Genomic DNA, 23852 nt, shown 5'->3' on the forward strand with positions numbered 1-23852 from the left:
GGATCTCAGCGGGTCACGAGCACCCGCGGCGGGGCCAGCCGCGCGGCGGGTGCGGCCTGGGTGCGCAGATGGATGTTCTGGAGCAGGCCGACGGCCAACATCCCCGCGAACATCGAGCTGCCGCCGTACGACACGAACGGCAGTGGGACGCCGGTGACCGGCATGATGCCCAGGCACATGCCGATGTTCTGGAAGGCCTGGAAGGCGAACCAGCAGGCGATTCCGGACGCCGCGAGGCGGCCGAAGACGTCGTCGGTGCGCACCGCGATCGCCAGCGCCCGCCAGATCACCAGGGCGAGCAGCGCGACCAGCAGCCCGGCACCGACCAGCCCGAGCTCCTCCCCCGCGACGGTGAAGACGAAGTCGGTGTGCTGCTCGGGCACGAACCCGGCCCGGGTCTGGGTCCCGTCGAACAGACCCGAGCCGAAGAGCCCGCCACTGCCGATCGCGATCCGCGCCTGCTCGACGTTGTAGCCGGCGCCGCGGGGATCGAGATCGGGGTTGGTGAAGGCCAGGAAGCGGTCGAGCTGGTACTGCTTGAGGAAGCCGGCCGCCACCGCCGCGACCGCGGCGGTGACCCCGCCGGCGACGAGCAGCCCGAGCCAGCGTCGCGGTGCTCCGGAGACGGCGATCACGCCGACGACGGTCGCGGCGAGCACCAGCATCGTGCCGAGGTCGGGCTGGAGCAGGATCAGCGCCGCAGGGAGTGCGGCGATCGCCAGCATGCCCGCCACGTCGCCCACGCCCGCGCCGGCGGCGGCCACCCGCGACCGGCGTACGTCGGCGCGCTCGGCCACCCACAGCGCCATCCCGATCACCACCGCGAGCTTGGCGAACTCGGAGGGCTGGATCGACATCCCGCCGAGCTGGAGCCACGACTGCGAGCCGTTGACCGTGCTGCCCATCGTGAGCACCAGCACCAGTCCGGCGACCGAGGCGAGGTAGACCAGCGGGGCGACGATGCGCACCCACCGGTGGTCGGTCGCGAGCACGACCAGCATCAGCACGACGCCGATGACGATGTTGACCAGCTGCTTGCGCAGGTACGCCGTGGGGTCGCCGCCGGTCAGGTCCTCGCGGTGGCTGGTGGCCGACCAGACGAGCAGCGTGCCGAGCGTGACGAGCGCCAGCACGGCGAGCGTCAGCACCCAGTCGAGGCGCGGGATCCGGAAGGCCGGTCGGGCGGTCGTCGTCGGCATCTCAGCCCTCCTTCCGCGGCGGCAGGATGGAGCCGTCCCGGGTGAACGTCGGCAGCCCCGCCGGCGGGGTGGTGCCCGGGATCGCGGCGCGGTCGGGCCGCACCGTCTCGCCCTCGATGCCGTAGAGCGTCTCCCAGATCCGGCGGATCGCCGGGCCCGACGTGCCGGAGCCGGTGCCGCCCTGGCTGACCATCATCACGACGACGTAGTCGTCGGAGTACGACGCGACCCACGACGTCGACTGCTTGCCGTAGACCTCGGCCGAGCCGGTCTTGGAGCGGACCGTGACCTGGTCGAGGGGGAAGCCACCCATCTTCCAGGCCATCGTCCCCTGCCGGGTCACGCCCTGGAGCGCCCGGTCGATGTAGCCGAGCACGGAGTCGGGCAGGCCGATCGTGCCGGTCTTCTTCGGCGGGATCTTCCGGACCACCTTGCCGTCGGCGCCGACGACCGCCTTGGCGATGCGCGGGGCGTAGAGGGTGCCGCCGTTGGCGAGCGCGGCGTACGCCCGCGCGAGCTGGAGCGGGGTGACGAGCGTGTCGCCCTGGCCGATCGCGAAGTTGACGGCGTCGCCCGCCCGGTAGGCGTAGCCCTCGGCGCAGAACTCCTGGGCGAAGAGGTAGACGAAGTCGCTGGTCTTCCCGTCCTGCGGCTTGTCGGCGATGCCGCAGTAGTAGTCCTTCATCGACTCGAAGTAGTCGCGCTTCCAGGCGCGGTCCGCGATCCGGCCGGACGACTCGCCCGGCAAGTCGATCCCGGTCTCCTTGCCGAACCCGAAGGTCTTCGCCTCCGCGACCAGCGGGTCCTTGGCGTGCACGTCGGCGACGTCGGAGCCGTAACGCTGCCAGAAGTCGTAGCCGACCCGGTAGAAGAACGTGTTGCAGGAGACCTCGAGCGCCTTGTCGAAGCCGATGTAGCCGTAGGCGCCGGACTCGTAGTTCTTGAAGTCGCGGTTGCCGACCCGGAAGGCCGACGAGCAGTTCAGCCGGGTGTCCGTCGAGAAGCCGTTGGTCAGCGCGCCGGCGGTCATGAACGGCTTCCAGGTCGAGCCCGGGGCGAACTGACCCTGGGTGGCGCGGCCCAGCAGCGGGTTGCCGGCCTCGTCGGCGTAGAGCCGGGCCAGCTCCTTCTTGCTGATCCCGCCGACCCAGGTCGCGGGGTCGTACGTCGGCTGGCTGGCCATCGCGACGACACGCCCCGTCCTCGCCTCCAGGACGACGGCCGCACCCGAGTCGGCCGCGTAGTTGCGGTTGGTCACCGGGTCGTGGGTCGCCCGCGCGGTCCGGATCGTGTCGGCGAGCTGTCGCTCGACCACGCTCTGCACCTTCGCGTCGATGCTGGTCACCAGCGTGTCGCCGGGCCGGCTGGCCACCTCGCCGTCGTCGCCGAGCACGCGGCCCATCGAGTCGACGGCGACGCTCTTGTAGCCGGGCATCCCGCGCAGCCACCGGTCGTACTCCTGCTCGATGCCGGCACGGCCGACCACGGAGGAGCCGTTGACCGACGTGTCGGCGTCCTCGCGCGCGGTGTCGAGCTCGTCCTCGGTGATCGGGCTCAGGTAGCCGAGCACGTGGGCCAGGTTGACGCCGAAGGGCCGCGGATAGGCCCGCACGCTCTGCTGCTCGGCCAGCACGCCCGGGAAGTCCTCGGGCTGCTCGAGCACCCGCAGCGCCACCGCCTTCGAGACATCGGAGGCCACGGGAACCGGCTGATACGGCGAGCCGTTCCAGCACACGCCGGTCACCGAGCCCTCGTCGCCGCAGGTGACCAATGACCTGCGGATCCGCGGCACCGGGACGTCGACCACCTCGGAGACCCGCTCGACGAGCAGGTCCTGCTGGTGCTCGGTGAGCTTGCCGAGCACGGTGCGGTCGACGGAGACGACCCACGAGGTGCGGTTGGCCACCAGCGGGCGGCCCTGGTCATCGACGATCAGGCCGCGCTGCGGCTGCACGACGATGTCGCGCACCGACTGCGAGGCGGCCTTCGCGTGGTAGCGCTCGCCGTCGACCACCTGGAGGTAGTAGAGCCGCGCGAACAGGGTCGCGAACAGGGAGAAGACCAGCACCTGGATCACGACCAGCCGCAGGCGGCCGGTGCGCTGTGCCTTGAGGTGCGGGGCCGGCGGATTCGGGGCCAACGGGCGTGGGGACATCAGGCGAGCGACCGGTCCGGCTCGAGGTGGCGGAACGTCGCCAGCACGGGCGGCAGCACGAGCGGCGTGAGCAGCACGTCCCACAGCACGCCGACCAGCACGATCTCGAGCAGCTCCGGGATGCCGGTCGCCGGATCCTGGAGCAGCAGGCCGGAGAGCGCGAACACCGAAGTGCCGACGAACGACGAGGCAGCGACCGTCGCGAGCACCGTGCCCGGCGTCGGGCGGGCGTCGCGGCGCACCCGGCCCGCGACGTACCCGACGACGACCAGCGCGAGCGCCCAGCGGCCGGCGACGTGGTCGGCCGGCGGGGCGAGGTCGAGCGCGAGGCCCGCGGCGAAGCCGAGGACCGCCGCGAACTGCGGCCCGCGGGTCAGCGCGGCGCCGACCACGACGAGCAGCACCAGGTTGGGCACGATGCCGTCCCAGGCCAGGTGCGGGAAGAGCGAGACCTGGAGCACCAGGGCGACCACGACGGCCACCGCGGCGATGCCGGCTCGGGCGGCGCTCATGACCGGATCACCTCAGCCTCCCGTCCGCCTCGATCACGGCGCGGTCGCTGTCGGTGCCGGAGGGGACGACGACACCGACGAGGTCGAGCGCGCCGAAGTCGACGTACGGGTCGATGACGGCCCGCTGGGCGCTGTCGCGCACGCTGCTGAAGACGCTGGTGACGCGGCCGATGGGCACGCCGGAGACGTACGGGCCGGCGGCCTCGCTCCCCCACGTGACGACCGTGTCGCCCTTGCCCGGGACCGCGGCGCCGTCGACGAGCTCGAGGTCGAGCCGGCCGTCGCGGCCGAGCACGCCGCGGCCGTGGACGAAGCCGACGTCCATGCTCCGGCCGACCCGGCCGCCCACGACCGAGTCGGCGTCGACGATCAGCAGCACGGTGGCGGTGGTGCGGGTCACCCGCAGCACGCGGCCGACGAGCCCGTCGTTGTTGACCACGGTCAGGTCGGGGTGCAGGCCGGCGTCGGAGCCCGCGTCGATGGTGACGGTGCTCGAGAAGGACTGCGAGGGGCCGAGCCCGACCACCCGGGCCGGCACCAGCGAGTAGCCGATGCTGCGGGCGGCGGCGGTGAGGCCGTCGTACTCCTCGAGGCGGTTGCGGTTGTAGTCCTGGGTGGCCAGCTGCGAGCGCAGGTCGGAGTTCTCGGCCTGGAGGTCGAGGACGTCGCGCTGCAGGGAGTCCTTGGACCGGAACCACTCGGGCACCGCGGTGAGCGGTCGGACGGCGGCCGCGGTGGCGACCTCGACCGGGCCGAAGACCTCGCCGACGGCGCGGCGCACCGGGTCGACCGGCGACGACGTACGCGAGTCGAGGGTGATCAGCGTGAGGCAGGCCAGCACCAGCGCCACGAGCACGGACGTCTTCGGGCGGCCCCGGTCCGGGTCGCGGCCCCACCGGCGCGCCATCAGCCCCGCCTCCGGTCGCTGACCAGCACCTGCTGGAGCGCCTCGAACTCCTCCACACACTTGCCCGCGCCCATCGCCACCGACGACAGCGGGGCCTCGGCGACGTGCACCGGCATGCCGGTCTCGTGCCGCAGCCGCTCGTCGAGACCGCGCAGCAGCGCGCCGCCGCCGGTGAGCACGATGCCGCGGTCCATGATGTCGCCGGCCAGCTCGGGCGGCGTCTGGTCGAGGGTGGTGCGGACGGCGTCCACGATCGCGTGCAGCGGCTCCTCGAGAGCCTGGCGCACCTCGGCGCTGGAGACGGTGACGGTGCGGGGCAGGCCGGAGACCATGTCGCGGCCCCGGATCTCCGCCTCGGGCTCGTCGAGCATCGGGAACGCCGAGCCGAGGGTCATCTTGACCTCCTCGGCGGTGCGCTCGCCGAGCATCAGCGCGTGCTCCTTCTTCATCCAGGCCACGATCGCCTGGTCGAGGTCGTCGCCGGCGGTGCGGACGGAGAGGCTGGTGACGATGCCGCCGAGCGAGATCACGGCGACCTCAGTGGTGCCGCCGCCGACGTCGACGACCATGTTGCCGGTCGGCTGGTGCACCGGGAGCCCGGCACCGATCGCGGCGGCCATCGGCTCCTCGACGATGTAGACCCGCCGGGCGCCGGCCTGGTAGCCCGCCTCCTTGACCGCGCGCTGCTCCACCGCGGTCACCCCGCTGGGCACGCAGATCACCATCCGCGGCTTCGCGAAGTACCGGCGGCGGTGCACCTGCTCGATGAAGTAGCGCAGCATCTGCTCGGTGGCCTCGAAGTCGGCGATCACGCCGTCCTTGAGCGGGCGGATCGCGACGATGCTGTCGGGCGTGCGCCCGATCATCCGCTTGGCCTCGTGGCCGACGGCGAGCACCTCCCCGGTGGCGTCGTTCAGCGCGACCACGCTGGGCTCGTCGAGCAGCACGCCGCGACCGCGCACGTAGACGAGGGTGTTGGCGGTGCCGAGGTCCACGGCCATGTCACGGCCGATGAAGCTGTTCGCCATGGGACAACCTGTCGCTGAAGTACCGCCCGACGTTCATGGGTGGTACTGGTGGGGAAGAAGTGACAACAGGTTAAGGACGCACGGCACGGCGCCACGGGAGGACACGCGGGGTGACCTGCGGAATCGCCGAGCTGGGTCGGCGGGGGCTGGGGTGTCCACGGCCTTCACCACCGGTTCACCGGCTGCCCGGGGAAACGACGAGACACGCCGAGCCCGGCCGGGGTGGTCAGGGAATGCGAGCGCGACACGCCGGGGAACGACGGCGTGTCGTGCTCGTTCTGCCTGACCACCTCCGCGGCGCGACGTCCAGTGCTCGTCGGCCGTCGTGTTGGCCGGGTCAGCCCCCGTTGCCGCCCGTACGGCGCCCGTGGCGTCGGATGTCAGGTCCTGATGTCAGTCCGGGTGCCGGCTCGGCCTTTCTCGTTTCCCCGGCTGCCCGGGGAAACGAGCACGACACGCCGTCTCAGAGGTGGGGGAACCAGATCCCGATCTCGCGCTCGGCCGACTCGGGCGAGTCGGAGGCGTGCACGAGGTTCTCGCGGTTGGACAGCGAGAGGTCGCCGCGGATGGTGCCGGCGGGGGCCTGACGACCGTCGGTCGGGCCGATCAGGGTGCGCACGACCGGGATCGCCTCCTCGCCCTCGACCACCAGGGCGACCAGCGGGCCACTGGTGATGAACGCGCGCAGCGGCGGGTAGAAGTCCCGCTCGACGTGCTCGGCGTAGTGCTGGTCGGCCTGCTCCCCGGTGATGGTGCGCAGCTGCATCTCGACCAGGGACAGCCCCTTGGCCTCGAAGCGGCCGATGATCTGGCCGACCAGGCCGCGGCGGACCGCGTCGGGCTTGAGCAGGACGAGCGTGCGCTGGGTCATACCGAGGACCCTATAGAGCAGCGGCCCGCGCCCTGACGTCGGCCGGGACCGGCACGTCGGCGTCGATGTCCGAGACCGCCGCACCGACGACCCGGCGCACCGGGATGTGCCCGCCCCAGATGCCGGCCGCGACGTCCTCGGGGTCGTCGACCGGGCCGCCGGCACGGGCCTTCAACGACGCCTCGAGCAGCGGTACGGCGAGCACCGCGGTCGCCGCGAGCTCCTTGCGGGTCGAGGCGCGCAGCGTCGCCGACCGGCCCGGGACCATGTGGTCGACGATCAGGTCGAGCGCGTGCCGGCACTCGGCGGGGTCGTCGACCGCGCGGGCGGTGCCGATCACCACGGCGGACCGGTAGTTCATCGAGTGGTGGAAGGCCGAGCGGGCCGTCACCAGCCCGTCGAGCTCGGTGATCGTGACGCAGACCGTCGCGTCGGTCGCCGCCCGCAGCCAGCCCGCGGCCACCGACCCGTGCAGGTAGAGCGTGCCGCCCGTGTCGGGGCCGTCGAGGTCCACGGCGTACGCCGTGGGCAGCACCAGCGGGTGGCTGTGCCCGTCCCGGGTCACGGTCACGCCCAGGTGTGCGACCAGCGCGTCGGCCAGCAGCGCGTGCAGCGCGGCGCGGTCCTCGACCATCCGGTTGCGGCCGCGGCCGACGGTGGTGCGGGGCGTCGGGGAGAGCGGCGTCGTCGTCACGGGTACTAGCCTGGCCGAGAAGTGGCCTGCATACACGGGCCAATTCGGCATCAGTTCGACAGGACACTGCATGACGACCCCGCCTCCCTCCCTGGCCCTCTCCCTCGACCGGTCCGCGCCCGGGCCGCTCGGCCTGCAGCTCTCCGGCCGGATCCGCGAGCTGGTCCTCGACGGCACGCTCGGCCGCGGCGCCCGGCTCCCCAGCAGCCGGGCGCTGGCGGCCGACCTCGGCGTGAGCCGATCGGTCACCGAGCAGGCCTACGAGCAGCTGCTCGCCGAGGGCTGGCTGGAGTCGCGCCGCGGCTCGGGCACCTACGTCGCGGCCGGCAGTGCCGCCCGGGCCGTCGCGCCGGCCGTGCGTCGGGCGCCCGCCGAGCGGTCCCTGGTGCGGCTCGACGCCGGCACCCCCTGGATCGACCCCCGACACGCCGCCGGCTGGCGGCGCGCCTGGCGCGAGGTCTCGACGGCCCGGCCGCCGCGGGGGTACGACGACCCACGCGGCCTCCCGGAGCTGCGGGCGCTGCTGGCCGACCGGATCACCCGCAGCCGCGGGGTCCCCGTGCAGGCCGACGAGATCGTGGTCACCAACGGCACCACGGACGGGCTGCGCCACCTGCTCACCGTGCTGCCGCCCGCCCCGGTCGCGATCGAGGACCCCGGCTACCGGGCCGCCGCGGAGACCGTCCTCGGGCTCGGCCGCGCGGTGCGGGACCTGCCGGTGCCCGGCACCGTGACGCCGGGCCACCTCGACGGGTGCGCCGCGGCGTACGTGACGCCCGCCCACCAGCACCCGCTCGGCCGGGTGCTGTCCGGCCCGGACCGGGTGGCGCTGCTCGACGCCGCCCGGGCGGCCGGAGCGGTCGTGGTCGAGGACGACTACGACTCGGAGTTCCGCTACGACGTCGCGCCGGTGCCGGCGCTGGCCAGCCTCGACCGCTCGCGGGTCGCCTACCTCGGCACCGCCGCCAAGTCGGTCGCGCCGTCGCTGCGGCTCGGCTGGGTGGTGCCACCGCCCGACCTGCTCGACCGGCTCAACGCGCGCCGGGTGATCACCCACGAGGGCGCCCCGTGGCCGGTGCAGCGGGCCTACCTCGCGCTGCTGCGCGACGGGTACGTCGACAAGGTGGTGCGCACCGCGCGCCGGGTCTACGCCGAGCGCGCGCCCCGGGTGGCGGCCGCGCTCGCGCCGTACGCCGAGCTGGCCGGGCCGCTGGCGGGCATGTACTCCACCTGGCTGCTCCCCGAGGCCGACGCGCTGCGCGCCCGGGAGGCCGGCCGACGAGCGGGGTTCGAGGTCAACCTGCTCTCGGACTACTGCCGCTCGGCTCGGCTGACCGGCCTGGTCGTCGGCTTCGGCGGCGTCACCGACGACGAGCTGGACCGCGCGCTCGCGGCGCTGACCTCAGGCCTCTGAGCCCGCCTCGTCGCCACCGGCCCCGTCCCGCGTCGCGCGGGCCGCATCGTACGCCGCGTAGGCCGCGGCCCGCTCCCGCTCGATCCGGCGCCCCAGCAGGTACGCCGAGCCCCACAGCAGGGCGAAGATCGCACCCAGCACGAACATCATCGGGATCACGAAGCCCAGGCCGATCGCGGCCACCTGGATCACCCAGCCCAGGCCGTAGGCCCACTCGGCGCGCAGCAGGCCGGCCAGCAGCAGGCAGGCCAGGGCCAGGCCGAGGCCGACGGCCAGCGCGCGTCCGGTCTCGACGTCGGCGACCGTGATCAGCACCGGCGTGGTGAGCCCGAGGGTGATCGCCTCGAGGCTCAGCACCGCCGCGCACATGCCGCGGCGCGGCGACCGCTCGCGCTCGTCCGGCGGGGTCGGGACCGCGCGAGCGGGGGTCTCGATGGGCTCGCTGTCGTTCATCGGCGTCCTCCCCGGGGACGGACCAGCAGGCTGCGCGCCTCGCCGACGGTGACGACCGATCCGGTGACCAGCACCGCGCCGGACCCGACCGAGACGCTCGCGGCCGCGCCGGCCTCGGCGAGGGCGGCCGCCTGGTCGATGGCGTCGGCGAGCCGGGGCGCCACGGTGACCCGGTGCTCGCCGAAGATCTCGCGTGCCGCCCGGGCCAGGCGCTCGGCGGACATCGCGCGGTCGGTGGAGTTCTGGGTGCACACGACGTGGGCCAGGTGCGGCTCCAGGGCGGCCAGCAGGCCGTCGGCGTCCTTGTCGGTCATCACGCCGATCACGCCGACGAGCGGGTCGAAGGTGAAGGAGTCCTCGAGCGCCGCGCCGACGGCCTCCGCGCCATGAGGGTTGTGGGCGGCGTCGAGCACGATCGTGGGGCTGCGGCGGACGATCTCGAGGCGTCCCGGCGAGGTCACCTCGGCGAACGCCGCGCGCACCACCTCGTCGTCCAGCGGCCGGCCCTGCTCGGCGTCGCCGAGGAACGCCTCGACGGCGGCCAGCGCGACGGCGGCGTTCTGCGCCTGGTGGGCGCCGTAGAGCGGCAGGAAGACCTCGTCGTACCGCGCCCGCAGCCCCTGCAGCGAGACCACCTGTCCGCCGACCGCGGGCACCCGGGAGACCACGCCGAACTCCAGGCCCTCCCGAGCCACCGTGGCGCCGACCTCCGCCGCGCGCTCCAGCAGCACCCCGGCCACGTCGGGCTCCTGCTGGGCGAGGACCGCGGTGGATCCCGGCTTGATGATCCCGGCCTTCTCGACCGCGATCTCGGCGGCCGTCTCACCGAGGTACCGGGCGTGGTCGACCGCGACGGGCAGCACCACGGCCACCTGGGCGTCGGCGACGTTCGTGGCGTCCCAGGAGCCGCCCATGCCGACCTCGACGACGGCCACGTCCACCGGCGCGTCGGCGAACGCGGCGTACGCCATGCCGACCACGGTCTCGAAGAACGACAGCGGGTGGTCCTCGCTGACGTCGACGAGGTGGGTGTACGGCGCGACGTCGTTGAACGCGCGCACGAACTCCTCGTCGGTCAGCGGCTCGCCGTCGATCGAGATCCGCTCCGACATCCGCTCGACGTGCGGGCTGGTGAACCGGCCGGTGCGCAGGTCGAGCGCCCGCAGCAGCGTGTCGATCATCCGCGACGTGGAGGTCTTGCCGTTGGTGCCGGTCAGGTGGATCACCGGGTAGGCGCGCTGGGGGTCGCCGAGCAGCTCGGCGAAGGCGTGGATCCGGTCCAGGGACGGCTCGAGCTTGGTCTCCGGCCAGCGGGACAGCAGCGCGTCCTCGACCTCTTCGTAGGTCTCGGCGAGTCGGGGTGCGGGTACGTCGGTCATCTCGCCGACGAGTCTAGAGAGTTCCCTCGGCCCCGATCGGATCGAGGCCAGGTGCTACGGAGCCAGCGGCTCGATCTCGATCAGGTCTGCGAAGCGCTCGAAGTGACGGCCATGGTCGGTGACGATCACCGCAGCGTGGTTCTCGAGGGCGACCGCCACCAGGTTGGCATCGTGCACCTGCTTGCCGGCCACAGCGCCGTGACGGACCATCTCGACCAGACGACGCGTGGACCCTTCGGTGGCATGCAGCGTCTCGACACCGTCCAGAAGGTCCTCCAGCACCGCGACAGCGCGCGGGGCCGGGAGGCCCAGCCCGTTCGACGCGACCGGTCGCGTCGCAGCAGTCAGGAACTCGCGCACCGACTGGTCACCGATCGCGAGCGCGCGCTCGTCCTGCTCCAGCAGGCGAACTGCCGCCCGATGGGCCGTTCGTGACCGATCCAGTGCCGCGACCAGGACGTTGGTGTCCAGCAGCACCCACTCCGTGCTACCGATCGCCATCGCCGGCGGGGACGTCTGAGCCGTCTGAGTCGTCCGGGTAGTAGTCCTCGCGGTTGAACGGCTCGGTGCGCCCCGTGTCGACCGTGATCAGGTTGAGCGGTCCACGACGCCGACGCCGCCGAGGCTGCGTGGCCGCGTCATCGAGGTGGCCGCGTCATCGAGGACGAGCCTGAGCTCGGCCTCGAGCGAACGACCGTGGGAGCTTGCTCGAGCCTTCAGCCGAGCGACCGTCTCCTCGGAGACGTTGCGGATGTGAAGGGCGGGCACGAAGCAATGCTAGCAACAGTGCTAGTGGCCATCACCGCTGATTCACCAAGGGTCTACGCACCCAGTGCACGCACCTCGCCGCGTTGGCGACGCTCGGTAGACAACCAGGTATGCCGTCGCGCCGCCGCCTTGCGAGGCACCCACCCTGAACACGGATACCCCCGACGTATCAACGGTGATGACCACTAGCAGATCACCAGGTTCACCATGTCCACGACGTGCCGGTAGCCGATCGCCTCGTAGACGTGGTTGGAGACCGGGTTGGCCTGGTCGGTGAACAGGCAGCAGCGGATCCCCCGGGCGACGTACTGCGCCGAGACCTCCGCCACCGCGCGGCCGGCGTAGCCCCGGCCGCGCAGCTCGCGAGGCGTGTAGACCGGGCCGATCCGGGTCACGCCGTTCGCGGGCAGGTTGGCGGCGGTCAGGTGCACTGGCGTGCCGTGCTCGTCCTCCCAGAGCCAGACGATGCCGTCGTCGATGCGCACCAGCATGTCGTCGATCGTGAAGGACTCCGCGGCGTTGCCGTGCGGCTCGGTGCGACCGGCCTGCTCGGCCGCGGCCCGACCGAAGTCCCGGAACCAGGCCAGGCAGAGCTCGGCGTCGTCGCGGGTCGCGGCCCGGAGCCGCCCCGCCGGGGCGTCGGGCAGCGCCAGGTCGCCGAGCTCGAAGAGCCGCAGGTGCTCGTGCACGCTCACCGCTCCCCCGGCCAGGCGCACGGTCTCGTCGGCGACCACCTGGGCGGCCGGTAGCGCGCCGTTGACGCCGCGGACCTCCTCACCGCGCTCGTGCAGCGCCCGGGCGAGCGCCACGGCGGCGGCGTCGGGCATCGGCAGCACGTAGAGCGGGTAGGGCGCGAACGGCGCCGTACGCATCGCTACGCCGGCCACCGCCCCGGCCCCGTCACGCGCGATCGCCCACCAGCGGTACGGCGGCTCCGCGGTGTCGCCGCCCTGCGCCAGCCGTGCCGTCACGGTCGCGATCACGGTCGTGAGCACCGGCTCGGCGGCCAGGTGCGCGTCCGTCTCGGCCAGGAACCTCGCGGGGTCGCCGGTGAGCTCGATGCTGGAGGACATGACGGAAGTCAGCCAGCCGGGTGCCCACCCCCACAACCGGTTTCTCCGGTTGCCGTCGCGCGCCCTAGGATTTCGACCATGACCGAGACACAGAGCCAGGCCCCGGAGACGACCAGCGCAGATCCTCGCGCCGTCGTCGTACCCGACAAGCCTGCGCTCGAGGGTCTCGAGGCCACCTGGAGCGAGCGCTGGAAGGCGCAGGACACCTACGCCTTCGACCGCACCCAGCCGCGCGAGAACGTCTACTCGATCGACACGCCGCCGCCGACCGTGAGCGGCAGCCTGCATGTGGGACACGTGTTCTCCTACACCCACACCGACCTGGTCGCGCGCTTCCAGCGGATGCGCGGCAAGTCGGTCTTCTACCCGATGGGCTGGGACGACAACGGCCTGCCGACCGAGCGCCGGGTGCAGAACTACTTCGGCGTGCGCTGCGACCCCTCGCTCCCCTACGACCCCGACTTCACCCCGCCGGAGAAGCCGGACCCGAAGCGGCAGATCCCGATCAGCCGGCCCAACTTCATCGGGTTGTGCGAGCGGCTGGTCATCGAGGACGAGAAGGTCTTCGAGCAGCTGTGGCGCACCCTCGGGCTCTCGGTCGACTGGAAGCAGCACTACACGACGATCGGCGCGAAGGCGCAGGCCGCCAGCCAGCGCGCGTTCCTGCGCAACTACGCCCGCGGCGAGGCCTACCTGCAGGAGGCGCCGACGCTCTGGGACGTCACCTTCCAGACCGCGGTCGCGCAGGCCGAGCTCGAGGCGCGCGAGTACGCCGGCGCGTACCACCGAGTGGCCTTCCACCGGCCGGACGGCTCCGCCGTCCACATCGAGACCACGCGTCCCGAGCTGATCCCCTCGGTCGTCGCGCTGATCGCGCACCCCGACGACGAGCGCTACCAGTCGCTCTTCGGCACCACGGTCACCTCGCCGGTCTTCGGCGTGCCGATCCCGGTGCTGGCCCACCCGGCCGCCGAGATGGACAAGGGCGCCGGCATCGCGATGTGCTGCACGTTCGGCGACCTCACCGACGTCCAGTGGTGGCGCGAGCTGGCGCTGCCCGTGCGCACACTGATCGGCCGCGACGGCCGGATGTCCCGTGAGACGCCCGAGTGGCTCGCGCACGAGCCCGCGGCCACGGCGTACGAGCAGCTCAAGGGGAAGACCGCCTTCTCGGCCCGCGAGGCCGTCGTCGGCATGCTCCGCGAGTCGGGCGACCTCGACGGCGACCCGAAGCCGACCACCCGGATGACGAACTTCTACGAGCGCGGCGACAAGCCGCTGGAGATCGTCGCCACCCGCCAGTGGTACATCCGCAACGGCGGCCGCGACGCGGCCCTGCGCAAGGAGCTGGTGGAGGACGGCGGCCGGATCGTCTGGATCCCGGCCCACATGCAGCACCGCTACGACAACTGGGTCGGCGGCCTGAACGGCGACTGGCTGATCTCGCGCCAGCGCTTCTTCGGCATCCCCTTCCCGGTCTGGTACCCCCTCGACGCCGAGGGCGAGCCCGACCACGACCACCCGCTCCTCCCCCGCGAGGAGGACCTGCCGCTCGACCCGTCCACGGTCGCGCCGGCCGGCTACGCCGAGGACCAGCGCGGCAAGCCCGGCGGCTTCGTCGGCGACCCCGACGTGATGGACACCTGGGCGACCTCGTCGCTGACCCCGCACATCGCGGGCGGCTGGGAGAGCGACCCGGACCTGTTCGACCGGGTCTTCCCGATGGACCTGTGCACCCAGGGCCACGACATCATCCGCACCTGGCTCTTCGGCCGGGTGGTGCGCGCGCACTTCGAGAACCACCAGGTGCCGTGGTCGCACGCGATGCTCTCCGGCTGGATCCTCGACCCGGACCGCAAGAAGATGTCGAAGTCCAAGGGCAACGTCGTGGTGCCGACCGAGATCCTCGAGCGCTTCGGTGCCGACGCCGTCCGCTGGCGCGCCGCCATGGCGCGCCCCGGCCTGGACTCGCCGTTCGACGAGAGCCAGATGAAGGTCGGCCGGCGGCTCGCGATGAAGGTGCTCAACGCCTCCAAGTTCGTCCTCGGCGGCGTGGGCGCGACCGGCGTGAACCCGTTCGAGGTCTCGGAGCCGGTCGACTGTGCCCTCCTCGGCCGGCTCGCGAACGTCGTCACCGCCGCGACCGACGCGTTCGAGGCCTACGACTACACGACCGCCCTCGAGACCGCCGAGAAGTTCTTCTGGGAGTTCTGCGACGACTACCTCGAGCTGGTCAAGGAGCGCGCGTACGCCGACGACGGCGCCGCCACGGTGTCGGCGAAGGCGACGCTGGCGATCGCCCTCGACGTGCAGCTGCGGCTGCTCGCGCCGTTCCTGCCCTACGTGACCGAGGAGGTCTGGTCGTGGTGGCAGGAGGGCTCGATCCACCTGGCGTCCTGGCCGACGGTCACCGAGCTCGGCTCCGCCGCCGCCAGTGATCCGGTGACGTTGGACGCGGTCGCGGCGGCCCTGATCGGCATCCGCGGCGCCAAGTCCACCGCCAAGGTGTCGATGCGGGCCGAGCTGGCGCGGGTGGTGATCCGGGGGCCGGAGCCGCTGGTCACCGCGGCCGAGCAGGCCGCCGACGACCTGCGCAAGACCGGCCGCGTGGTCGGCGACCTGGTCTTCACCGTCGACCCCGACGCCACCGAGATCACCGTCGAGGCGGAGCTGGCCCCGGTCGAGGGCTGACCTCGACCGGCCTCGGTCGGCCGGGGTCGGTCACCCGGGGCCCGGCCACACCGCCTCGGTCAGCGCCAGCCGCGGTCGCCGTCGTGACCGCGACCACCGCCGCGGCCCCAGCCCCGGTCGTGGTCGTCGTTGCGGTCGCCGCGGCCCCAGCCACGGTCGTTGTCGTTCCCGGACCCTGACGGGCCACCGATCACGCCGACGACGCCGCCGACCGCGCCGCTCACCGAGCCACTCGGGTTGCCGTAGCCCGGGTTGCCCCGGCCCGGATTGCTGGAGTGACCCCAGCCGTGGCCCCGACCACCACCGCGGCCGGAGTTGTCGCGGGTCGAGGTCGGGATGCTGGTCTCGATGACGCCCTTCACAGCGTTCCGCACGCCCTGGCCCGCGCTCAAGCCCGGACCTCGGGTCGTGCTGCGGTCCTCGCCGCGACCCCAGCCGTGGCCGCGGTCGTGGTCGTCGTCGTCGTCACGACCCCACCCACGATGGTCGCTCGAGCCCGAGGAGCGGTCCGGCACCACCGGGATGACGGGGACCGTCGGCTCCGAGACGGGCGGCGCCGCAGCGAGCGTGGCGCCGTCGGCGTCGTCCTGCTTCGCATCGTCCTGCTTGCCGTTGTCCTGGGCGAGGTGCTTGTCGTCCTTCTTGCCCGGGCGCTGGTGCGAGCTGCCGGGCCGGGTCGTGGCCTCGTCGCCCGCCGAGCCGGCCGCGTGGCCCTGGTCCGGCGCGCCCGCACCGCGGTCGGCCGAGGACTCACCGCCCGTGGCGGCCTTCACCGCGGTCGCCGGCACCGGCGCCTCGGTCGGGACCGGCTTCGGGTGCAGCACGGGCGCGGCCAGCAGGGCCCGGTGGATCGGACCCGCGATGCCGCCGATGGCATCCGTGCGCACGGCGTGCGCCATCACCCCGATGCACGCCAGGACGACGATGATCGAGGCCACCAACGGTGCCCGGTGCTCGGACCGCATCTGACCCCTTCCCCGAGATATTCGGACGTTCGGGGATGAGTTTTCCGGCCCGGCCGCACCGCGGCCAAACCCCCAGGCCGCGAATGGCCGGAAATGGCCCGAGTGGGCTAGTCCCGACAGGCCAGGGGTCGGTGTGCGCGCCGGTCCGGATGGCCCGGGCGGGCCAGACGGCCCGGTGGGGCGGATCCGGCCAGGCCTAGGAGCCTCCTGAACAATCCGCGCGGCTACGCGACGGCCGGTGGAGCGTTGGCTGCGTTCGCCTCGGTCGAAGTGACCCGCCACGCCTTCCCTCGGCCGCCTTGCCACCGCACGCACCGGCCGCCGCTCGCGCTCGCCCGTCTTGTTCAGCAGACTCCTAGGCCGACTTCTTCTTCTTGGCCTCGGACTCGCGCGGCACCAGCGTGGGTGCGACGTCGTCGGACACGACCTCGCGGGTGACGATCACCCGGGCGACGTCGCCGCGGGACGGCACGTCGTACATCACGTGGAGGAGCACCTCCTCGATGATCGCGCGCAGCCCGCGCGCACCGGTGCCGCGCTCCATCGCCTTGTCGGCGATCGCCTCGACGGCCTCGGGGGTGAACTCGAGCTCGACGCCGTCGAGCTCGAAGAGCTTCTGGTACTGCTTGACCAGCGCGTTGCGCGGCTCGGTGAGGATCTGCACCAGCGCCTCCTGGTCGAGCTTGGAGACGCTCGCGATCAGCGGCAGCCGCCCGATGAACTCCGGGATCAGGCCGAACTTGGTGAGGTCCTCGGGGCGCACCTGGGCGAGCAGGTCCTCGGCGTCGCGCTCGGCCTGGCCGCGGACCTCCGCGGTGAAGCCGAGGGTCTTCTTGCCGACCCGCTGCTCGATGATGTGCTCGAGCCCGGCGAACGCACCACCCACGACGAAGAGGATGTTGGTGGTGTCGATCTGGATGAACTCCTGGTGGGGGTGCTTGCGTCCCCCCTGCGGCGGCACCGAGGCCGTGGTGCCCTCGATGATCTTCAGCAGCGCCTGCTGGACGCCCTCGCCGGAGACGTCACGGGTGATCGACGGGTTCTCGGCCTTGCGGGCCACCTTGTCGATCTCGTCGATGTAGATGATGCCGGTCTCGGCCTTCTTGACGTCGTAGTCGGCAGCCTGGATCAGCTTGAGCAGGATGTTCTCGACGTCCTCGCCGACGTAGCCGGCCTCGGTGAGGGCGGTCGCGTCGGCGATGGCGAACGGGACGTTGAGCATCCGGGCCAGCGTCTGGGCGAGGTAGGTCTTGCCGCAGCCGGTCGGACCGATCACGAGGATGTTGGACTTCGCGACCTCGACGACCTCGTCCTTGCTGTGCTTGCCCGGGCCCGCGGGGCCGGCCCCGGGCTGCAGGCCCGACTGGACCCGCTTGTAGTGGTTGTAGACCGCGACCGCGAGCGACTTCTTCGCCTGCTCCTGACCGATGACGTAGGAGTTGAGGAACTCGAAGATCTCGCGCGGCTTGGGCAGCTCGTCGAGGCTGACCTCGGAGCCCTCGTTGAGCTCCTCCTCGATGATCTCGTTGCACAGGTCGATGCACTCGTCGCAGATGTAGACGCCGGGACCCGCGATCAGCTTCTTGACCTGCTTCTGGCTCTTCCCGCAGAAGGAGCACTTGAGCAGGTCGCCTCCGTCACCGATACGTGCCACGGGCGGTCATCCTCCGGTATCTCGAGCTCGACCTGTCGGGCCCGGTGGGTCGGGTCCTGGGCTGTCGAACCTATCTGTCGAGCTGGTGCTGCGGTTGTGCGATCGAGGGGCCGAGGGCCTCTCTGACGGTACCGCGTGCCACCCCCGTTCGGGGGAGGGACACGGGACGTTCTGGGTCGGCCATGGCCTCAGGCGAGTGCGGGGGCACCCTTGCGCGACTCGATCACCGCGTCGATCAGGCCGTACTCGACGGCCTGCTCGGCGGTGAGGATCTTGTCGCGCTCGATGTCGCGGCTCACCTGCTCGAGCGGGCGACCGCTGTGGTCGCTGATCATCTTCTCCAGCAGCTCCCGCATCCGCAGGATCTCGTTGGCCTGGATCTCGATGTCGGAGGTCTGCCCGAAGGTGCCCTCGGTGTAGGGCTGGTGGATCAGGATCCGGCTGTTGGGCAGCGCCATCCGCTTGCCGCGGGCGCCGGCGCCCAGCAGGATCGCCGCCGCCGAGGCCGCCTGGCCGATGCACACGGTCTGCACGTCGGACTTGATGAAGTTCATCGTGTCGTAGATGGCCGTCAGCGCCGTGAACGAGCCGCCGGGGCTGTTGATGTAGATCTGGATGTCCTGGTCGGGGTTCATCGACTCCAGGCACATCAGCTGGGCGATCACCGCGTTGGCGACGTCGTCGGAGATCGGCGTGCCGAGGTAGATGATGCGGTCCTCGAACAGCTTGGCGTAGGGGTCGATGCGCCGGAAGCCGTACGACGTGCGCTCTTCCCACTGCGGGATGTAGTAGTTCATGGCTCTTTCCCCGTCTCGTGGGTTCAGTTCTTGTGGGCCGGGCGGCCGTCGTCGGCGGCCTCGCGGGCACTCTTGATGACCTGGTCGACCAGGCCGTACTCCTTCGCCTGCTCCGCGGTGAACCAGCGGTCGCGGTCGGCGTCGGCCTCGACCTGCTCGCGCGGCTGGCCGGTGTGCTCGGCGATCAGGTCGAGCAGGATCTGCTTGATGTGCAGCGACTGCTGGGCCTGGATCTTGATGTCGGAGGCCGAGCCGCCCATGCCGGACGACGGCTGGTGCATCATGATCCGGGCGTGCGGCAGCGCGTAGCGCTTGCCCTTGGTGCCGGCGCAGAGCAGGAACTGCCCCATCGAGGCGGCCAGGCCCATGCCGACCGTGGCGACGTCGTTGGGGATGTAGTTCATGGTGTCGTAGATCGCCATGCCGGCGTCGACCGAGCCACCCGGGCTGTTGATGTGCAGGAAGATGTCGGCCTCGGGGTCCTCGGCGGACAGCAGCAGCAGCTGGGCGCAGATCGCGTTCGCGTTCTGGTCGCGGACCTCGGAGCCGAGGAAGACGATGCGCTCGCGCAGCAGGCGCTGGTAGATGTGGTCGTCGAGGCCGTTCATCCCGCCGCCGCCGTTGAGCTGCGGCTGCTGGGTCCCCGAGTGGGGCGCGGAGCTGGAGTACTGGGTCACGAAAGCGACCCTAGCCGCAAGCGCCGACACATCCACGGCGTACACCCCCCTGTTCGCCGACAGCAGATTTCGGGCCTGCTGCGGCCGGCATGACCCTGAGCGGTGCGGTCCGTCGGGTGCCGGCGGCACGCGGATCGCCGTTTCCCCGGCCGCCCGGGGAAACGGCGGCGACACGCCGGGGCAGCCGGGGCGGTCAGGGAAAGCGGAGCGCGACACGCCGGGGGATGCGGCGTGTCGCGCTCGGACTACCTGACCGACCCCGCTGGACCCCGGGTCGGCCCCGGGCCCGTGCTCTGGGCGAAATGCCGTCGACCCGCCCGAACGGCTCGGGCGGGTCGACGAACGGGATCGGGTGGGATCAGGCCTCGGCCTTCTCCTCCGCGGCCTCGGCGTCCCCAGCCTCGGCGTCCTCGGCCTCGGCGGCGTCCTCCGGTGCACCGATGGTGCCGTCGGGACGCAGGTTCGCCAGCTCGACCACGTTGCCCGAGGCGTCCTTGACCACGGCCGACTCGACGATCCGGGCCAGCGCCTTGCCGCGCAGGATCTCCTGCACCAGCTCGGGGATGTGGTTGTGCTCGAACATGTGGTTCGCGAACTCCTGCGGGTCCTGGCCGGACTGCTGGGCCCGGCGGACCATGTGCTCGGAGAGCTCCTGCTGCTCGATGCCGAACTCCTCGACCTTGGCGATCTCGTCGAGGAGGAACTGCGCGGTCACGGCGTCGCGGACCCGGCGCTCGAGGTCGGCCTCGAACTCCTCCTGGGTCTGCTCCTCGTCCTCGAGGTACTTGTCCATCGTGACGCCGCTGTAGGCGAGCTGCTGCTCGAAGCTGCTGCGCCGGGCGTTGAGCTCGTCGGTGACGACGCTCTCGGGCAGGGGCACGGAGACCTGCTCGAGCAGCGCCTCGAGCACCGCGTCGCGAGCGGCGGCGGCCTGCTCGAGTCGGCGGCCGCGGCCGAGGCGCTCACGGAGGTCCTCGGTCAGCTCGGCGACGGTGTCGAACTCCGAGGCCAGCTGCGCGAACTCGTCGTCGACCTCCGGCAGCTCCTGCTCCTGCACCTGGCTCACCGACACGGCGACCTCGACGCCCTCGCCGACCAGGTCGCCGCCCACGAGCTGGGAGGAGAAGACGGTCTCGTCGCCGGCGGCCAGGCCGACCAGCGCCTCGTCGAGGCCGTCGAGCATGCCGCCGCGACCGACGCGGTAGGACATGCCGGTGACCTCGGCGCCCTCGACGGGCTCGCCGTCCTTGGTGGCCTTGAGGTCCATCACGACGAAGTCGCCGTCGGCGGCCGGGCGCTCGACGTCGATGAGCGTCGCGAAGCGCTCGCGCAGGGCCTCGAGCTGCTCCTCGACGTCGGCGTCGGTGAGCTCGATGTCGTCGACCTGGGCCTCGACGCCGTCGTACGACGGGAGCGTGATCTCGGGCTTGACGTCGACCTCGGCGGTGAACTCGAGGGCGTCGTTGTCCTCGAGCCTGGTCACCTCGATCTCCGGCTGGGCGAGCGGCTGGAGGTCGTTGGCCTGGAGCGCCTCGATGTACTTCTGCGGCACGACCTCGTTGATCGCCTGGTCGAGGACCGCACCGCGGCCGACCTGACGGTCGATGACGGCCGGCGGGACCTTGCCGCGGCGGAAGCCGGGCACGTTGATCTGCTGGGCGATGGCCTTGTATGCCTTGTCGAGGCTCGGCTTGAGCTCCTCGAAGGGCACCTCGACGGTCAGCTTGGCCCGGGTCGGGCTCAAGGTCTCGACGGCGCTCTTCACAGGCTTTCTCCTATTGGTTGCTCGATGGGTTCTGCGGTGCTGCGAGTCGGGGCGACAGGACTCGAACCTGCGATCTCCTGCTCCCAAAGCAGGCGCGCTAGCCACTACGCTACGCCCCGCCAGGCGGCGCCCCGGGCGCTACCGCGGCAGCGTCCGGACCCCTCCTGGAGCGGATGACGGGAATCGAACCCGCGTAGCCAGTTTGGAAGACTGGGGCTCTACCATTGAGCTACATCCGCGCGACACCTCCCCGACCCGTCGACCAGGGCGCGAATGTGCGGTGCAATCGTGCCATACCGAGCCCACCTGGCCCCAACCGGGACGGCGCCGTGGACGCTCCCCTGGTACGGCGCTGGTACGACGTGGGGCCGCGTCAGCGGCGGTGGACGAGCACCAGCGCGCGGTCGTCGTTGTGGGAGCCCAGCGCGTCGACCAGCCGGTCGGCGCCGCCCTCGAAGTCGCCGCGCAGCAGCCGCTCGGCCTGACCGAGCATCCGGTCGATGCCGAGCCCGATGTCGCGCTTGGGCGTCTCGACCATCCCGTCGGTGTAGAGCATCATCGCGTCGCCGGGTCGCAGCACCCCGGAGACGGTGGTGAACTCGGCGTCCTCGATGAGCCCGAGCACCGGGCCCTCCGCCTCGTGCACCGACCAGCGCCCGGAGCCGGCGTCGAGCTGCGCCGCCGGCGGGTGGCCGGCGGCGCGGACCTCGAAGTCGCCGGACTCGAGGTCGAGGGAGAGGTGGATGGCGGTCGCGAACCCCTCGTCCCAGCGCTGGTTCAGCAGGTACTCGTTGGCCGCGGGCAGGAACTCGGCCGGCTCGAGGGCGCCGAGCAGGCCGCCGAAGGCGCCCGAGAGCAGCAGCGCGCGGGTGCCGGCCTGCTCCCCCTTGCCGGAGACGTCGACGACGACGATCTGCAGTCGGTCGGAGTCGCGCGGGACCACGGCGACCACGAAGTCGCCGGCGAACGGCGTGCCGCCGGCCGAGCGCAGCGCGCCCTCGACCAGCCAGCCCGAGGGCAGCGGCGGGATCCCGCCCTGGCTCAGGATCCGGTCGCGCAGGTCCACGAGCATCGACTCCCCCTGCACCCCGGCGACGCCCAGCCGGGAGCGCCGGAAGGAGGTGGTCAGCACGATGAAGCAGAGCGCGTAGAGGATGGTGATCGCCAGCACGATCCGGGCGTCGAGCTCCGGCTGCCGCGCGATGGCGAGCATCAGCATCACCATCACGAAGACCACGAACCACGGCAGCTGCCGCGGCCCGAGCAGCAGGCTGCCGAGCAGCAGCGGGATCATCAGCGTCGTCATCGGCGCGGTGCCCGGCCAGGCCAGCACGACCAGGGTGATCAGGACCGTGAGCGCGACCAGCAGCACCAGCGTGCGGTTGGCACGCGGCAGGAGGTGCCGGCGGCGGCGCACCCGCCGCGGTCGGGACGGCTGAGCGGGCCGGTCCGCGTCGGTACGAGCGGTCATGGTCGTCGGTCCTCGTCCTGGGGTGCGCTCACTGTAGTGCTCGGGACCGGTACCTGCGCTGGCACTGGGAGCACCAGAACAGGTTGCGCCCCTGGAGCTCGGCGGTGCGCACCGACCGCCCGCAGACGTGGCAGGGCATGCCGTTGCGGCGGTAGACGTAGACCTCGCCGCCGTGGTCGTCGCGGCGCGGCGGCCGGCCCATCGCCTCCGGCGTGTGCTCCGGTCGCACCGTGTCGATCCGCCCGGTGCGCACGCCCTCGCGCATCAGGACGACCAGGTCGTCCCACATCGCCCGCCACTGCCCGATCCGCAGCGTGTTGCCCGGCCGATAGGGGTCGATCCGGTGCCGGAACAGCACCTCGGCCCGGTAGACGTTGCCGACGCCCGCGAGCACCGACTGGTCCATCAGCAGCGAGCCGATGGGCGCGCGACTGCGCCGGATCCGTTCCCAGGCCAGGCCGGGGTCGGCGTCGGCGCGCAGTGGGTCCGGCCCGGACCGGAGGACGACGAGGTCGCGCTCCGCGCGGGTCAGCAGCTCGCACGTCGTGGCGCCGCGCAGGTCGGCGTACGAGAAGGCGGCGGAGCCACCGGCGGGCGCGGCCACCAGCCGCAGGCGCACCTGCCCCCTCGGCACCGGCACCTCGGGCACCCCGGCGACGACCTCGAGGCCGCCGTACAGGCCGAGATGGATGTGCACGAACCGCTCGTCGGGGAACCCGACGAACAGGTGCTTGCCCCAGGCCTCGGCGCCGACCAGGACCTGGCCGTCGATCAGCGCAGCGGACTCGGCGAACCGGCCCTGGGGGCTGCTCGCCTCGACCTCGCGGCCGCCGAACACCAGGGTCAGCTCACCGGCGAGCCGGTGGAGGGTGTGTCCCTCAGGCATCGGCAGCCGGAGGCTCCGGGAGTGGCGGCAGCGTGCCGTCGACCTCGTACGCCGCGAGCTGGGCGATCCGCCGGGAGTGGCGCTCGGCGTCCGAGAACGGCTCGGCCAGGAAGAGCTCCACGAACCGGGTCATCTCCGCCAGCGAGTGCATCCGGCCGCCGACGGCCACGACGTTGGCGTCGTTGTGCTGGCGGGCGAGCAGCGCGGTCTCCTCCGACCACGCCAGCGCGCACCGGATGCCGGCGACCTTGTTGGCGGCGATCTGCTCACCGTTGCCGGAGCCGCCGATCACGACCCCCAGGCTGTCCTGGCCGGCCGCGCGCTCGGCCGCGACGGCCTGCGCCGCGCGCAGGCAGAAGACGGGGTAGTCGTCCTGGGCGTCGTACCAGAACGGACCGTGGTCGACCGGCTCGTACCCGTGCTCGGTGAGCCAGGTCGTCAGGTGGTCCTTCAGGTCGAGGCCGGCATGGTCGCAGCCGAGGTGCACGCGCAT

22 protein-coding genes and 2 tRNA genes are annotated in these 23852 nt (G+C 72.2%); 2 read left to right on the forward strand and 22 right to left on the reverse strand.

The window, feature by feature from the left end; genetic code table 11:
• Positions 1–5: 5 nt before the first annotated feature.
• From rodA to FHU40_RS03040, 7 genes are all read right to left on the reverse strand, one after another.
• Positions 6–1199: a rod shape-determining protein RodA gene (rodA, locus tag FHU40_RS03010; RefSeq protein ID WP_183590793.1), complete on the reverse strand. Its 1194-nt coding sequence runs from the start codon at positions 1197–1199 to the stop codon at positions 6–8.
• 1 nt (position 1200) lies between these two features.
• Positions 1201–3354 (reverse strand): penicillin-binding protein 2, encoded by a 2154-nt coding sequence (gene mrdA, locus FHU40_RS03015; protein ID WP_183590794.1) that lies wholly within the window; start codon positions 3352–3354, stop codon positions 1201–1203.
• Complete coding sequence (gene mreD / locus FHU40_RS03020) at positions 3354–3866, reverse strand: rod shape-determining protein MreD (protein WP_183590795.1); 513 nt, start codon at positions 3864–3866, stop codon at positions 3354–3356. Before mreD ends, mrdA begins: the two co-directional genes overlap by 1 nt.
• Before the next feature lie 7 nt (positions 3867–3873).
• Positions 3874–4773, reverse strand: a complete 900-nt coding sequence (gene mreC, locus FHU40_RS03025) for a rod shape-determining protein MreC (protein ID WP_183590796.1) — start codon at positions 4771–4773, stop codon at positions 3874–3876.
• A complete protein-coding gene (locus FHU40_RS03030) occupies positions 4773–5801 on the reverse strand; it encodes a rod shape-determining protein (RefSeq protein WP_183590797.1) in 1029 nt (342 codons plus the stop codon). The genes mreC and FHU40_RS03030 overlap by 1 nt, the downstream gene beginning before the upstream one ends.
• 463 nt (positions 5802–6264) lie before the next feature.
• Positions 6265–6672 carry a nucleoside-diphosphate kinase gene (gene ndk / locus FHU40_RS03035; RefSeq protein ID WP_183590798.1) on the reverse strand — a complete coding sequence of 136 codons (408 nt, stop codon included), beginning with the start codon at positions 6670–6672 and terminating at the stop codon, positions 6265–6267.
• 10 nt (positions 6673–6682) lie between these two features.
• Complete coding sequence (locus FHU40_RS03040) at positions 6683–7366, reverse strand: pyridoxamine 5'-phosphate oxidase family protein (protein WP_343057695.1); 684 nt, start codon at positions 7364–7366, stop codon at positions 6683–6685.
• Between the two features lie 70 nt (positions 7367–7436).
• On the opposite strand from FHU40_RS03040, the gene pdxR reads away from it, so the two are divergent.
• Positions 7437–8780, forward strand: coding sequence for a MocR-like pyridoxine biosynthesis transcription factor PdxR (gene pdxR / locus FHU40_RS03045; protein WP_183590800.1), 1344 nt, complete (start codon positions 7437–7439; stop codon positions 8778–8780).
• Here pdxR and FHU40_RS03050 read toward each other — a convergent pair.
• From FHU40_RS03050 to FHU40_RS03070, 5 genes are all read right to left on the reverse strand, one after another.
• Complete coding sequence (locus tag FHU40_RS03050) at positions 8769–9233, reverse strand: DUF4233 domain-containing protein (RefSeq protein WP_246389921.1); 465 nt, start codon at positions 9231–9233, stop codon at positions 8769–8771. The genes pdxR and FHU40_RS03050 overlap by 12 nt on opposite strands.
• Positions 9230–10612 carry a bifunctional tetrahydrofolate synthase/dihydrofolate synthase gene (gene folC, locus FHU40_RS03055; protein ID WP_183590801.1) on the reverse strand — a complete coding sequence of 461 codons (1383 nt, stop codon included), beginning with the start codon at positions 10610–10612 and terminating at the stop codon, positions 9230–9232. Before folC ends, FHU40_RS03050 begins: the two co-directional genes overlap by 4 nt.
• A 54-nt stretch (positions 10613–10666) precedes the next feature.
• A complete protein-coding gene (locus FHU40_RS03060; protein ID WP_183590802.1) occupies positions 10667–11089 on the reverse strand; it encodes a PIN domain-containing protein in 423 nt (140 codons plus the stop codon).
• A gap of 111 nt (positions 11090–11200) precedes the next feature.
• Positions 11201–11380 carry a FitA-like ribbon-helix-helix domain-containing protein gene (locus tag FHU40_RS03065; RefSeq protein WP_183590803.1) on the reverse strand — a complete coding sequence of 60 codons (180 nt, stop codon included), beginning with the start codon at positions 11378–11380 and terminating at the stop codon, positions 11201–11203.
• A 185-nt stretch (positions 11381–11565) separates the two neighbouring features.
• The gene (locus FHU40_RS03070; RefSeq protein WP_183590804.1) at positions 11566–12453 is read right to left on the reverse strand and encodes a GNAT family N-acetyltransferase; all 888 of its coding nucleotides are present in this window, start codon (positions 12451–12453) and stop codon (positions 11566–11568) included.
• A gap of 78 nt (positions 12454–12531) precedes the next feature.
• Here FHU40_RS03070 and valS point away from each other — a divergent pair, with 78 nt between their 5' ends.
• Entirely contained in the window at positions 12532–15144 is a 2613-nt protein-coding gene (valS, locus tag FHU40_RS03075; protein WP_183590805.1) for a valine--tRNA ligase, read from the forward strand.
• Positions 15145–15203: 59 nt separating this feature from the next.
• Here valS and FHU40_RS03080 read toward each other — a convergent pair whose 3' ends face one another.
• The 10 genes from FHU40_RS03080 to FHU40_RS03125 all read right to left on the reverse strand — a co-directional run bounded on the left by FHU40_RS03080 (position 15204) and on the right by FHU40_RS03125 (position 23852).
• A complete protein-coding gene (locus tag FHU40_RS03080) occupies positions 15204–16109 on the reverse strand; it encodes a hypothetical protein (protein WP_183590806.1) in 906 nt (301 codons plus the stop codon).
• 355 nt (positions 16110–16464) lie between these two features.
• A complete protein-coding gene (clpX, locus tag FHU40_RS03085; RefSeq protein ID WP_183590807.1) occupies positions 16465–17763 on the reverse strand; it encodes an ATP-dependent Clp protease ATP-binding subunit ClpX in 1299 nt (432 codons plus the stop codon).
• 188 nt (positions 17764–17951) lie between these two features.
• Entirely contained in the window at positions 17952–18560 is a 609-nt protein-coding gene (locus FHU40_RS03090) for an ATP-dependent Clp protease proteolytic subunit (protein ID WP_183590808.1), read from the reverse strand.
• Positions 18561–18583: 23 nt separating this feature from the next.
• The gene (locus tag FHU40_RS03095; protein WP_183592164.1) at positions 18584–19168 is read right to left on the reverse strand and encodes an ATP-dependent Clp protease proteolytic subunit; all 585 of its coding nucleotides are present in this window, start codon (positions 19166–19168) and stop codon (positions 18584–18586) included.
• A gap of 427 nt (positions 19169–19595) precedes the next feature.
• Positions 19596–21002, reverse strand: coding sequence for a trigger factor (gene tig, locus FHU40_RS03100; protein WP_183590809.1), 1407 nt, complete (start codon positions 21000–21002; stop codon positions 19596–19598).
• Positions 21003–21048: 46 nt separating this feature from the next.
• Positions 21049–21121, reverse strand: a tRNA-Pro gene (locus FHU40_RS03105).
• A gap of 46 nt (positions 21122–21167) precedes the next feature.
• Positions 21168–21241 (reverse strand) — tRNA-Gly (locus FHU40_RS03110).
• Between the two features lie 134 nt (positions 21242–21375).
• Positions 21376–22473, reverse strand: coding sequence for a PP2C family protein-serine/threonine phosphatase (locus FHU40_RS03115; RefSeq protein WP_183590810.1), 1098 nt, complete (start codon positions 22471–22473; stop codon positions 21376–21378).
• A 28-nt stretch (positions 22474–22501) separates the two neighbouring features.
• Complete coding sequence (locus FHU40_RS03120; RefSeq protein ID WP_183590811.1) at positions 22502–23359, reverse strand: Fpg/Nei family DNA glycosylase; 858 nt, start codon at positions 23357–23359, stop codon at positions 22502–22504.
• The gene (locus FHU40_RS03125; protein WP_183590812.1) at positions 23352–23852 is read right to left on the reverse strand and encodes a ribose-5-phosphate isomerase; all 501 of its coding nucleotides are present in this window, start codon (positions 23850–23852) and stop codon (positions 23352–23354) included. Before FHU40_RS03125 ends, FHU40_RS03120 begins: the two co-directional genes overlap by 8 nt.

It is taken from the genome of Nocardioides soli (assembly GCF_014191495.1).
GTDB lineage: Bacteria > Actinomycetota > Actinomycetes > Propionibacteriales > Nocardioidaceae > Nocardioides > Nocardioides soli.